Here is a 12,919-nt window from a genome sequence, read left to right as displayed (position 1 = left end):
CTCATAAATCCCCAAGCGAACGCACCACCGGTGCATTGCTGCCTTGTAAATCAAAATAACGGCTCCAAAAGCCATCGATGGTTGCCCGATCTGGCAGGTTGTCTGCTGCGCGCGTGATGCGCAAAATCTCAATGTCGACGCCCTGTAGATTACGGGCGAGCCGCCGGTCACCGCCGCTATCGACAAAATCGGCCCAGTCTTGTCCACGAAAAAAGCTGAGCGTATCGCTGTGCTGGATCATGTCCGAGACGATGATCAGCTTGGCCTGGCTGCCGCTTGTGCCAAATTCTGGCACATCGGCGACCAATGCCTGCATGGCTTCCATGATGGGGGATTGGTTTTCGGTGTCACCGGCAAAGGCTGTTGCCAATGTAGACGCGACCTGATCGATAAATTCTTCTTGATACCGCGCCATAATGAAGGCTGGGTTTTCGTAGATTGCATTTGCCTCATCGCCGGATTTTGGTTTGCATTTGGCAAACATCTGGCCCCAGTTGTCAGCAAATTCGCTGACAATACCGACCGCAAGCATCGTATCCACGGGGGATGCGGCAATTTCGCGATTGATGAAGGCCTCAAGGCGGGCCTGCTGTGTTGCGTTCACAGGGTCAGTGACATCTAGCAAGATCAGCGTCGTATCATGCTGAACGCCCAGATGACACAGGGTCGCCTCATCAATCTGGCTAGCGGAAATCAAACGCGATGCGGCGATACCGATGCCCACGGCGATGGCCAGACACAGGCCAATCGCCAGATACCATCCCCATTCGCTACCGCCACCGCGCTGTTTTCTTTTGGAACGGCGCCCACGTGAAGACCGGCGACGCGCCATTAAGACGCCTCGCTCTTGCCAGAGATAACTTGCAGCGCGCTGGCATCCGAACGGGTTGTGCGGCTGCCGGCCATCACCCGGGCGCTGTTGGTAAAGACGCCTTCCAGTTCGTCCAATTCATAATGGTCCTGCACGGCCTGTTCGAACACATCGAACATTTCTTTGATTGTTTTGCTGATCAGCGCTTCGATCTCGCGTACCTGTCCTTCGGCCTCTGACCTATCGACGCTTTCCAACGCGGGTGGGTTGAACGGTTTGAACTGAAAACTTTCCAGGAAATAGGGGGGCACTTCGTCGCCGTCAGGGCGGGCGGCGCGATTGGCTTCGCGGTAGACCGACAGCAAGAAATTCGCAGCAATATCCGTTTGCTCCAAAAACGCCGAAACGCCCGAAGTCAACGTACGCTGCCCGTAAAGCGCATCGATGGAATCGCGGATGTTGCGCTGGACCTCTTCAAGGGCTTCATGCAGTGTTTCGACGGCCTCATCACGGTGGTCCGAAAGCGTTTCAAGCGCCTCTTCAAGGTGATCAACATAGCTTTCGCGGGCATTGGTCAAATCCGCTTGTACCTTGGAATAACCAGGGTAGGGGTCAGACGAATGATAGCCTTTAAGAAGCGAAATGATTGAGATAAATGCACCTAGCAAGAACAGGATATAGGATTCCATCGTGTGCAAGCTGATGGGGTTTGCAACCAGTGTCTGCATGGCAATTTCGCCTGCCTCGCGCCATTCACCGACCGTTTCGACCGCATCGCGGAAATGGGCGACGCCCAGATTATACCCGGTGGCGAAAACGAGCCAAAGCAGGAAAAAACCAAGTCCCAAAAGGGTCAGGAAAATCCGGCTGATACCACGAATATTGATGTATCTGGTGGCCATACCCAAAAGCGTGCTGATCGCCACATTGCCGAATGACACCAGGAAGGCAGCCATCAAACCGCCCAAAAGCCCAAGTGTATTCTTCTGTGCGAACAGGTAGGCGTTCCCGGCTGATTCCAGCATCACCATGACAAAGCCAAGCCCGATGATGCTGACCAGCGACGATGCCTTTTTCGCAGGCCGTTCTAATTTGTGGATTTCGCGAAAACGGTTGCGCCAATTGTAGGTTTCCTGCACCCGTTCACGGGGCGCCACCATGGCCGAGCGCCAGCGGATCGTTTCCTCAAGAAACCGCGATTTGGTATCGTCAGCGACGGTTTCCACCTGCATTTTGGCGGTGCCAACCTGGTTTAATCGCTCTGAATAGACCTGCCGGTTGGTTTCAAAATTCTCAAGGCCCCGCCGACGCAATGCTTCGACCTTTGAAACGGCTTCAAGCTCAATCTGGTCAAGCGTCTGATCCTCTTTGCGGGGCAACCCTTTCCGGCCGCGCGTGCCGCCTTTGACCTTCAGATCAAGCTCGCGCGACAGGCGGTCATTGTCGATTTCGGGAAAGACACTGGCGCTTGGGACAAAGGCTTCGTTTTTGAAAAGGTCAGAGATTGACTTAAACATGTTCTGGGTCCGCGCGTCCGAAGAATTCATATTCTATGTCCGTAATTTAGGCATTGTCACTGCTGTTTTATAGTGCCTGCATGCAAGAACCCGCCGATGCGTCTGTCATCCCCCCGCATATCCCAACGGTTTTAGTGCTGCTTCGATTTCATCCAAAATGGTCGGATCATCTATTGTCGCAGGCATTTTATAGGCGGCCCCGTCCGCAATTTTCACCATCGTTCCGCGCAGAATTTTGCCCGAGCGTGTTTTGGGAAGCCGATCAACCACCGCCACCAGCTTGAACGCGGCCACGGGGCCGATTTTTTCGCGGACAGCGGCGATCACTTCTGCGCCTATATCGGCATGAGAGCGATCGCAGCCTGCATTCAGGCAGATGAAGCCCAGCGGCAATTGCCCCTTCAGCGTGTCCGATACCCCGATCACAGCGCATTCCCCCACATCGGGATGGGCGGCAAGCACCTCTTCCATCGCACCGGTCGATAGCCGGTGTCCGGCCACATTGATCACATCATCAGTGCGCGCCATGATATAAAGATATCCATCCTCATCGATCATGCCCGCATCGCCAGTTTCATAATATCCTGGAAAGGTCGTCAGATAAGATTGCACAAACCGGTCTTCTGCGTTCCACAAGGTGGGCAAAGTGCCGGGGGGCAGCGGCAGTTTCACCGCAATGGCGCCAAGCGCCCCGGGCTGTACCGGCTGCCCGGCTTCATCAAGGATCTGCACGTCGTAGCCGGGCATTGCCACGGTGGGCGAGCCGATCTTGACAGGCAGCGCCTCAATCCCGGCAGGGTTGCCTGCAATCGTGTACCCCGTCTCGGTCTGCCACCAGTGATCATAGACAGGCACGCCCATAACGCGCTGCGCCCATTCAATCGTGTCGGGATCCGCCCGTTCGCCCGCCAGATAAAGCGCGCGCAGCCCAGAGATATCGTAGTCCTTGATCATCGCGCCCTTGGGGTCTTCGCGTTTGATCGCGCGAAAGGCCGTGGGGGCGGTGAAAAAGGACTTCACGTCATGCTCTTCAATAACACGCCAAAAGGTTCCGGCATCCGGCGTGCCGATGGGTTTGCCCTCAAATACGACGGTGGTGTTGCCATGGATCAGCGGGGCGTAGCAGATATAGGAATGGCCCACGACCCAGCCGACATCCGAGGCGGCCCAGAACACCTCGCCCGGGTTGACGTTATAGACCGCTTTCATGGTCCAATTCAGCGCGACAAGATGGCCAGCGGTTGGGCGAACGACGCCCTTGGGGGCACCGGTGGTGCCAGAGGTGTAAAGAATATAGGCCGGATGATCGCCGCTGACGGGTACACATTCAGCCGGTTCAACACCGGCCTGAAACGCATGCCAATCAAAATCGCGCCCAGGGGTGAGCGCAGCAAGCTCTTGTTCCCGCTGGAAAATTACGCAGAATTCGGGTTTGTGATTGGCAAGTTCAATCGCGCCATCCAACAGCGGTTTATAGGCCACAATCCGGCCCGGCTCGATCCCGCAAGAGCCTGCGATGATCGCCTTTGGGGTCGCGTCATCGATCCGCACGGCCAGTTCATTCGCGGCAAACCCGCCAAAGACAACCGAATGGATCGCGCCCAGCCTTGCGCAGGCCAGCATGGCCTCAAGCGCTTCGGGGATCATCGGCATATAGATGATCACGCGGTCGCCTTTCGTGATCCCCTTGGCACGCAAAGCCCCTGCAAGCGCGGCAACCCGCGTTTGCAACTGCGCATATGAAATGCTGTGTTTGGTCTGGGTGACGGGGCTATCATAGATGATGGCGGCTTGTTCGCCGCGCCCATTTTCCACATGGCGGTCAACGGCGTTGTAGCAGGTGTTAACCTCGGCATCCGTGAACCACCGATAAAGCGGGGCATTGCTGTCATCTAGCGCCTTTGTCGGCGGGCGTGTCCAATCAATGGCCTTGGCCTGTTCCATCCAGAATGTCTCTGGATCATCCTTCCATGCGGCATAGACCTTGGCGTATCCCATATCGCGCTCCTCCCAAAACGTCTTGGGTGGATTGTTAGCATGGGTTTTGGGCGCGGCAAGCGAAACGCGCGTCCAAAGTGGCAAGCCTGTAAAATGTTTGACAGGCCGATCAGCCGTAATGGGCAACTGGCGTGCCAGCGACGGCGCACATATTCAGCAAACCACGTGCCGTGATCGATGGGGTGACGATATGGCAGCGGTTGCCCATGCCCATCAGGATCGGGCCAACCTCAAGCCCGCCGCCCTTCATTTTCAGAATGTTGCGCACGCCCGAAGCGGCATCGGTATTGGCAAAGATCAACGTATTGGCCGCGCCAGGCAGATGGGCATCGGGGAAAACGCGGTTGCGCAACTCCACGTCCAGGGCCGCATCGATATGCATCTCGCCCTCATAGGCGAAATCGCGGGGGGTACTATCAAGGATGGCCATCGCGGCACGCATGCGGCGGCCACTATCGCTATCAAGATTGCCGAACTGGCTGTGCGAACAAAGCGCCACTTTGGGTTCAACCCCGAAACGGCGCACATGGCGCGCGGCACCGATGACGGTTTCTGCGATTTGTTCGGGGGTTGGTTCAGGATGCACCTGGGTGTCAGCCACAAAAAGCGGGCCATCTTCCAGGATCATCAGGGACAGGCCAGCAACGGGATGATACTCTTCTGTCCCAAGGATTTGGGTAATATAGTTCAGGTGCCAAAGGTACTGGCCAAACGTCCCGCAAATCATACTATCGGCCTCGCCACGCTGGACCATCACGGCGGCAATCGCAGTGGTGTTGGTGCGCATGATGGCTTTGGCCAGATCAGGGGTCACGCCCTTGCGGGCCATCAGCCTATGATAGGTTTCCCAATAGTCGCGATAACGCGGATCATTTTCGGGGTTTACGATGCTGAAATCGACACCAGGGCGGATTTTCAAGCCGGCACGTTCGCAGCGGCGTTCAATCACCTCAGGACGGCCAATCAGAATTGGGGTGTCGGTTGTTTCTTCCATGATCGCCTGGCTTGCGCGCAAGACACGCTCATCCTCGCCCTCGGCGAAGACAATTTTGCGTTCTGCGGTGCGGGCGGCCTCAAAGACGGGGCGCATGATCATGGCGGATTTGAAGACCGAGCCATCCAGATTGGCTTTATAGGCGGCCAGATCGGCAAGGGGGCGGGCGGCGACACCTGTTTCGCAGGCGGCCCCGGCAACGGCACTGGCAACAACACCCATCAGGCGCGGGTCAAAAGGTTTGGGGATCAGATAATCAGGGCCAAAGGTCAGCTGTTCACCTCGATAGGCGGCAGCGGCCTCGGCGCTGGTGGTTTCGCGGGCCAGCGCGGCGATGCCTTCAACACAGGCGATTTTCATCGCGTCATTGATCTCGGTCGCGCCCACATCCAACGCGCCACGGAAGATGAAAGGGAAACACAGGACATTATTGACCTGATTGGGAAAATCGCTGCGGCCCGTGGCGATGATGGCACCGGGGTTCACAGCGCGGGCATCGTCAGGGCTGATTTCGGGGGTTGGATTGGCCAATGCAAAGATGATCGGCCGATCTGCCATTTTCGCGACCATCTCAGGCTTCAGCACGCCGGGCCCGGACAGGCCAAGGAACAGATCAGCACCATCAATGACATCACCGAGCGTGGCAGGGGTGGTGCCTTGGGCATAGGCCGCCTTTTGCGGGGTCATGTCCTTTTCGCGGCCTGCGTATACAAGCCCTTCGATATCGCAAAGCCAGACATTTTCGCGTTTGACACCCAGCTTAAGCAGCATGTTCAAGCAGGCAATACCCGCAGCGCCGCCGCCAGTGCTGACGATCTTGATATCCTCGAATTTCTTGCCGGTGACATGCAGCGCGTTTGTGGCGGCGGCGCCTACCACAATTGCGGTGCCATGCTGATCGTCATGAAAGACGGGGATATTCATCCGCTCACGGCAGAGCTTTTCCACGATAAAACAATCGGGCGCCTTGATATCTTCCAGATTGATCGCGCCGAATGTGGGCTCTAAGGCGCAAACGATATCAGCCAGTTTTTCGGGATCGGGTTCGTTCAGCTCGATATCAAAGCAATCGATATTGGCAAATTTCTTGAACAGAACAGCCTTGCCTTCCATCACCGGTTTGGAGGCAAGCGCACCAATATTGCCCAGCCCTAAAACAGCCGAGCCGTTGGTGACAACTGCAACCAAATTTCCGCGGGCTGTGTAATCGCGGGCAGTGGTGGCATCGTCCTTGATTTCCAAACAGGCCTCGGCCACGCCAGGCGAATAGGCGCGGGCCAGATCACGCCCGTTGGCCAAGGGCTTGGTCGCCCGGATTTCCAATTTGCCGGGTTTTGGGAACTGATGATAATCGAGTGCGGCCTGTCTCAGGCTCTCTTTTGCGTCATCGGTCATCAGGTCCTCATAATTTGGTTTAGTGTTAAACTATTTTTCAGCTGAGAGCTTGTTCTGGTTTCGGTTAAACATGAAAGGATCAGTCTTGCAAATAATTCCGGTGCCGGACAGGGTACCTTTCATGAGCAAGACCTACACAATCCAGGCAGAAATTCGCTTGCCAACCGTCGATCTACGCGCTGATCTGGCATTTTTCGCAAAGACCTTAGGCATGCGTCTTGATATGATCTATCCAGCTGATGATCCATCGGTTGCTGTTTATTCAGGGCATGGGTTGCGTGTGCGGTTGGAACTGGGCAGCGGGGTAGGTCCCGACCTACGGATACTGACCGATGATCCGAATTTTGCGGATGGGCAAAACCGGCTGACTTCACCGGGTGGCACGCAGATTACCGTGCATCCGCTGAACCCGCCCTTGGAGCTGCCGCAGCCCGACCACGCCTTTGTTGTGCGCCGCCTTGCAGACCAAGCCCCATGGGTTATCGGCCGTGCGGGCATGCACTACCGCGATCTGATCCCCAGCCGTTTGGGCGGGTCGATCATTGCCAGCCATATCCGTATCCCTGACGGTGGCCCGGTCCCCGATATGGTGCATTTCCACAAGGTCGGCTTTCAGCTGATCTTTTGCTACCGGGGCTGGGTGGATGTGGTCTATGAGGACCAAGGCCCGCCCATCCGCCTGACGCCGGGCGATTGCGTGATCCAGCCGCCCGAAATCCGGCACCGGGTGTTGGAAGCCTCTGACGGGATTGAGGTTATTGAGATCGGCGTGCCTGCCGAGCATATCACCGAGATTGACCACGACATGACCCTCCCCACACCACATCTGCGCCCGGACCGGGAATGGCAGGGGCAAAGATTTGTGTTCAACCAAGGGGTCAAGGCCCAATGGTTCCTCGCGCGGCTGCCCGGTTACCAATCGCGCGACACCACGATTGCCGCTAATACGCAGAATATGGCCGGGGTGCACGTGATCAAACGCGGCGCGGGTGATCCGACCTGGGTCAAACATGACGCGGACATCCATTTCACCTTTGTCATGGAAGGCACCATGACATTGGAGGGCGCAGGCAAAGAGCCGCAGAAGCTGCAGCCCGGCGATGCATTTGTCATCCCACCCGGGCTGGCGACGCGCTATGCGCAGCCCTCCGATGACATTGAACTGCTTGAGGTCACGCTGCCGGGCAAATTCACCACCCTGTAAGCCTTGCATCCGGGCGCATGACGGATCAGTTTGGTCCGAAACAATCCGGAGACCTTCATGTCCCTTATCGACGCCGCCCGCGCGGTCCGTGAAAACGCCCATGCGCCCTATTCCAATTTCAAGGTTGGGGCCGCGCTGAAGGCCGCCTCTGGCGCTATCTACACAGGTTGCAATGTGGAAAATGTGGCTTATCCCGAAGGTACCTGTGCTGAGGCCGGGGCCATTGCCGCCATGATCGCGGGCGGGGACACGCAGATCACCGAAATCGCGGTGATCGCTGACAGCCCGAAACCTGTTAGCCCTTGCGGCGGTTGCCGCCAGAAAATCGCGGAATTTGCCGGACAAGATGTCACCGTTATTTTGGCCACAACAGACGGCATCACCCATGAAACGACCGTCGGCGCCCTGCTGCCCGGCAGTTTTGACGCCGATTATATGAGCCGTACGTAACCCATGGACGCCCGTGCGATCATAGCCGCCGTCAGGCGCAAGGAAACGCCCACCCAGGAAGAGCTCACATGGTTTGCCCGTGGTTTGGCCGGCGGCACGGTCAGCGATGCCCAAGCCGGGGCCTTTGCCATGGCTGTCTGTCTGAACGGTCTGTCTGACGCGGGCCGTGTAGCCTTGACACAAGGCATGCGCGACAGTGGTGATGTATTGGAATGGGACCTGCCGGGCCCGGTGCTGGACAAACATTCGACCGGAGGGGTGGGCGATTGCGTCTCCTTGATCTTGGCACCTGTTTTGGCCGCTTGCGGGGTTTATGTGCCGATGATTTCGGGTCGGGGTCTCGGGCACACCGGGGGCACATTGGACAAGCTCAGCGCAATTCCCGGTGTCGATATCAACGTCACCGAAGATGAACTGCGCCAGATCACCCGCGACGTCGGCTGTGCGATTGTCAGCGCCACCGGGCAAATCGCGCCTGCGGACCGGCGGCTCTATGCAATCCGGGACGTGACATCGACAGTCGAAAGCATCGATCTGATCACCGCCTCAATCCTGTCCAAGAAACTGTCGGCGGGGTTGGAGGGGCTTGTGCTCGACGTCAAATGCGGCAGCGGCGCGTTTATGAAAACTCATGACGCGGCCCGTGACCTGGCCCGCGCACTGGTCGATGCGGCCAATGGGGCCGGGTGCAAAACCACCGCCATGATCACGGATATGAACGAACCGCTCGCCCCTGCGCTGGGCAATGCGGTCGAAGTGGCGGTCTGCATGGAGGTCCTGTCCGGCAACAAAACCGCGGCGCCGCGTCTTTATGACCTCAGTTTTGCGTTCTGCGTCCAACTACTTGTGATGCAAGGTGAAAATGAGGACAAAGCCATCGGGCGGGTCAGCCACGCCTTGGCGTCCGGTGCCGCGATGGAGCGTTTCGCGCGGATGATCGCAGCCCTTGGCGGCCCACCCGATATGGCGCAGGACTGGCACACCCACTTGCCCAAAGCCCCTGTCGTAGGCGCTGTCGTCGCCCCTGAGGCCGGGCAAATCACGGCGATTGATGGTGAGGCCCTGGGGCTGACCGTTGTAGACTTGGGCGGCGGACGCCGGGTGGAAACGGACCGCATCGATCCGACGGTTGGGTTCACTGAGATGGTGGGGCTGGGCGATCACGTCACGGCGGGCGCGCCGTTGTGCACCGTCCATGCGGCAGATGAGGATGCCGCCGAAGCGGCCGCGCGCGCGGTGCAGGCCGCAATTACCATCGGCGAGGGCAACACCCGTGGCCCGCTGATCATTGAAAGGGTCAGCTGATGGGGCGCGCATTCCTGATTGTGATCGACAGCGTGGGCATCGGCGGCGCGCCGGATGCGGATCAGTTCTTTAACGGGGATTTGCCCGATACTGGGGCCAATACGGTGGGGCATATCGCCGAGACTGTTGGGCTCGACGCCCCAACGCTGCAGGGTTTGGGGCTTGGTGCGGCTGTTCAATTGGCCAACGGCATTGACCAAACTGGACCTGTGCCCACCGGCGCGTGGGGCGCGGCCACTGAAGTCTCGCCCGGGAAAGACACGCCCTCAGGCCATTGGGAATTGGCGGGCGTGCCCGTGCCATGGGATTGGACCGTCTTTCCAGATCAAAACCCGGCGTTTCCCGACGACCTGACCGCGCAAATCTGTGCGGCGGCAGGCACGACAGGTATTCTTGGCAACAAGCATTCATCCGGCACTAAGATCATTGCCGAGGAAGGGGCCGCGCACCTCAAAACGGGCTGGCCCATCTGCTATACTTCTGCGGACAGCGTGCTGCAGATCGCGGCGCATGAAGAGACGTTCGGCCTGCAACCTCTGCTGAAACTCTGCGAGGATATGGCGCCCATTTTGCATGCGATGAAAGTGGGCCGGGTCATCGCACGACCCTTTGTCGGCGAACCCGGCAATTTCACCCGTACCGCGAACCGCAAAGACTACGCCATCGCCCCGCCGTCGCCCACGATCTGCGACTATGTTCAACAGGCCGGACACCCCGTGCATGCCGTTGGCAAAATCGGCGACATCTTCTCGATGCGTGGGATCGACGACCTGCGCAAAGGCCGCGATGCGGAATTGATGGACCATATCCATGGGCTCGCTGATGAGGCGGAGGACGGCGCCTTTGTCTTTGCCAATCTTGTTGAATTCGACAGCGAATTCGGGCACAGGCGCGATCCACAGGGTTATGCCGGACATCTGGAATGGTTTGACCGCGCATTGGCGAAGCTCTTGCCGAAGTTGCGCGCGGATGACCTGTTGATCGTCACCGCCGATCATGGCAATGACCCCACATGGCCGGGCACCGACCACACCCGAGAACGGGTACCGGTGCTGGTGCATGGGATCGGGGCCAAGCCATTGGGGCAATTGGCTTTTGCTGACGTCGCGGCCAGCATCGCAACGCATTTGAACGTGCCCTATCAAGGGGAAGGAACCAGTTTCATATGACCTTCAAAAACACGCCCAAAATCGAGTTGCACACGCATTTGGAAGGTTGCGCACCGCCCAGCTTCATCAAAGGTTTGGCAGCTGAGAAAAACCTGGACCTATCCAAGATATTCACGCCCGAGGGGGGCTATGCCTTCCGGGACTTCGACCATTTCCTGCAGGTCTACGAGGCCGCCTGCACAACGCTCCAATCCCCCGAAGACTTCCGCCGCCTGACCTTGGCCGTGCTGGAAGAAACGGCGGCGCATGGGGTGGTCTACATGGAAACCTTCGTCTCGCCTGACTTTTGCGGCGGGGGCGATCTTGTCGCATGGCGCGAGTATCTTGCGGCGATGCAAGACGCTGCAAATCAGGCGGAGACACAATTCGGGATCACCCTCAAAGGCATCGTCACCGGCATCCGGCATTTCGGGCCAGAGGCCTGCAAACCGGCCGCCAAATGCGCTGTCGAAACCTTTGGCGATTTCATCACCGGCTACGGCATGGCGGGCGGCGAAATGGTCGGACGTCCTGGGGATTACGCCTACAGTTTCGACATGGCGCGCGAGGCGGGGATGCCGCTGACCTGCCATGCGGGCGAATGGGGCGGGCCGGATATGGTGGCCGACACCATCCGGGACCTGCGCGTCGCCCGGATCGGGCATGGGATCAGTGCGGTGCAAGACCCTGCCTTGATGGAACAAATCGCCGAACAGGGGATCGTGCTTGAGGTCTGCCCCGGCTCCAACGTGGTCCTGAATGCGGTGGAGGGCTGGGCCGACCACCCCATCGTCAAACTCCGGGACCGGGGCGTCAAAGTCACCGTCTCAACGGACGATCCACCCTTCTTTCACACCACCATGACCGCCGAATATGACATGTTGCACAAGACATTCGGCTGGAATGAAGACGATTTCAAAACCATCAACGAAACCGCACTTGCGGCGGCTTTCTGCGATGATGACACCCGCGCCCGCGTGGCCAAACGACTGGAAACGACATGACCGAACACCTGACCCACGTCACGCACCCGCTGGTGCAACACAAACTGACGCTGATGCGGCAGCAGGACACCTCAACAGCCGTTTTCCGGCAGCTTCTGCGGGAAATCAGCCAGCTGCTGGCCTATGAGGTCACGCGCGAACTGCCCATGACAACCAAGCGGATCGATACGCCGCTTGAGCCGATGGATGCACCGACGCTGGACGGGAAAAAGCTGGCACTGGTCTCAATCCTGCGGGCGGGCAATGGGCTGCTTGACGGCATTCTGGAACTGATACCGTCGGCCCGCGTGGGCTTTGTCGGGCTCTACCGGGATGAAGAAACGCTGAAACCCGTGCAATACTATTTCAAAGTGCCCACCGAGATGGAGGACCGACTGGTGATCGCCGTCGATCCGATGCTGGCTACCGGCAATTCTTCGGTCGCAGCGATCGATTTGCTCAAAGAGGCCGGGGCAACGAATATCCGCTTCTTATGCCTTTTGGCCGCGCCCGAAGGCATCGCACGCATGAAAGAGGCGCACCCAGACGTGCCCATCGTCACAGCGGCTGTTGATAGTCACCTCAACGAAAACGGCTATATCGTGCCCGGTCTGGGTGACGCCGGCGACCGGATGTTCGGCACGAAATAGCTTAGGGCCTAAAAACCCGGGGCACGTTTTTGAAAGCCGGTTTTGTTTTGCGCAAAACCGGCGCTTTCATAAAACTTCAATGTGGACGGCCGTTTTGATCCGGTCATGAGCATTACTTTATAGCAGTTTTGCGCCCAGGCATGAACGCAGGCGGCGTCCAGTATCTTCTTGCCAAAGCCTTGATTGCGATATCCGTTATGGGTGACGACATTTTCAATCAGCGCATAGGGCCGCCCGCCACGTGTCAGATTGGGAATGACGACCAGGGTGCACGAGCATAGCAATCTGTCGTCATCACAGCCAACGAAAATTGCGCTCGGCCCATAGGTTTGAAACTGCGCAAAATTCTCAGCAGCCAAGGCGGGCGGGCAGGGTGGATCCTCGGGGCTGAGATGCTGATAAAGGGCAGTCAAAGCAGGCAGATCATCCGCTTTTGCTGTCCGAATATACAGCGCCGCGCCCAT

General features: G+C 58.1%; 11 protein-coding genes. 6 read left to right on the top strand and 5 right to left on the bottom strand.

The window, feature by feature from the left end:
- Position 1 precedes the first annotated feature (1 nt).
- The 4 genes from AABB29_RS19270 to AABB29_RS19255 all read right to left on the bottom strand — a co-directional run bounded on the left by AABB29_RS19270 (position 2) and on the right by AABB29_RS19255 (position 6,715).
- Positions 2-832 carry a hypothetical protein gene (locus tag AABB29_RS19270; protein ID WP_341368978.1) on the bottom strand — a complete coding sequence of 277 codons (831 nt, stop codon included), beginning with the start codon at positions 830-832 and terminating at the stop codon, positions 2-4.
- Positions 832-2,358, bottom strand: a complete 1,527-nt coding sequence (locus AABB29_RS19265) for a hypothetical protein (RefSeq protein WP_341368979.1) — start codon at positions 2,356-2,358, stop codon at positions 832-834. The genes AABB29_RS19270 and AABB29_RS19265 overlap by 1 nt, the downstream gene beginning before the upstream one ends.
- 75 nt (positions 2,359-2,433) lie before the next feature.
- On the bottom strand, positions 2,434-4,326 hold the full coding sequence (gene prpE / locus AABB29_RS19260; protein WP_341368980.1) for a propionate-CoA ligase PrpE: 1,893 nt from the start codon (positions 4,324-4,326) through the stop codon (positions 2,434-2,436).
- Positions 4,327-4,435: 109 nt separating this feature from the next.
- Positions 4,436-6,715, bottom strand: coding sequence for an NADP-dependent malic enzyme (locus AABB29_RS19255; protein WP_341368981.1), 2,280 nt, complete (start codon positions 6,713-6,715; stop codon positions 4,436-4,438).
- Positions 6,716-6,836: 121 nt separating this feature from the next.
- Between AABB29_RS19255 and AABB29_RS19250 the strand changes: the two genes are divergently transcribed.
- Genes AABB29_RS19250 through upp form a run of 6 tightly spaced genes read left to right on the top strand, consistent with a single transcriptional unit; the run spans position 6,837 to position 12,455 of the window.
- Entirely contained in the window at positions 6,837-7,919 is a 1,083-nt protein-coding gene (locus AABB29_RS19250; RefSeq protein ID WP_341368982.1) for a cupin domain-containing protein, read from the top strand.
- Positions 7,920-7,976: 57 nt separating this feature from the next.
- Complete coding sequence (locus tag AABB29_RS19245; protein WP_341368983.1) at positions 7,977-8,369, top strand: cytidine deaminase; 393 nt, start codon at positions 7,977-7,979, stop codon at positions 8,367-8,369.
- A 3-nt stretch (positions 8,370-8,372) separates the two neighbouring features.
- The gene (locus tag AABB29_RS19240; protein ID WP_341368984.1) at positions 8,373-9,674 is read left to right on the top strand and encodes a thymidine phosphorylase; all 1,302 of its coding nucleotides are present in this window, start codon (positions 8,373-8,375) and stop codon (positions 9,672-9,674) included.
- Positions 9,674-10,843, top strand: coding sequence for a phosphopentomutase (locus AABB29_RS19235; protein WP_341368985.1), 1,170 nt, complete (start codon positions 9,674-9,676; stop codon positions 10,841-10,843). Before AABB29_RS19240 ends, AABB29_RS19235 begins: the two co-directional genes overlap by 1 nt.
- Positions 10,840-11,826, top strand: a complete 987-nt coding sequence (locus AABB29_RS19230) for an adenosine deaminase (protein WP_341368986.1) — start codon at positions 10,840-10,842, stop codon at positions 11,824-11,826. Before AABB29_RS19235 ends, AABB29_RS19230 begins: the two co-directional genes overlap by 4 nt.
- Positions 11,823-12,455, top strand: coding sequence for a uracil phosphoribosyltransferase (upp, locus tag AABB29_RS19225; protein ID WP_341368987.1), 633 nt, complete (start codon positions 11,823-11,825; stop codon positions 12,453-12,455). The genes AABB29_RS19230 and upp overlap by 4 nt, the downstream gene beginning before the upstream one ends.
- Positions 12,456-12,463: 8 nt before the next feature.
- Here upp and AABB29_RS19220 read toward each other — a convergent pair whose 3' ends face one another.
- Positions 12,464-12,919, bottom strand: coding sequence for a GNAT family N-acetyltransferase (locus AABB29_RS19220; RefSeq protein WP_341368988.1), 456 nt, complete (start codon positions 12,917-12,919; stop codon positions 12,464-12,466).

Origin of the sequence: Yoonia sp. BS5-3 (assembly GCF_038069655.2) — a bacterium.
GTDB lineage: Bacteria > Pseudomonadota > Alphaproteobacteria > Rhodobacterales > Rhodobacteraceae > Yoonia > Yoonia phaeophyticola.
This window is presented reverse-complemented; position numbering and strand designations above follow the sequence as displayed.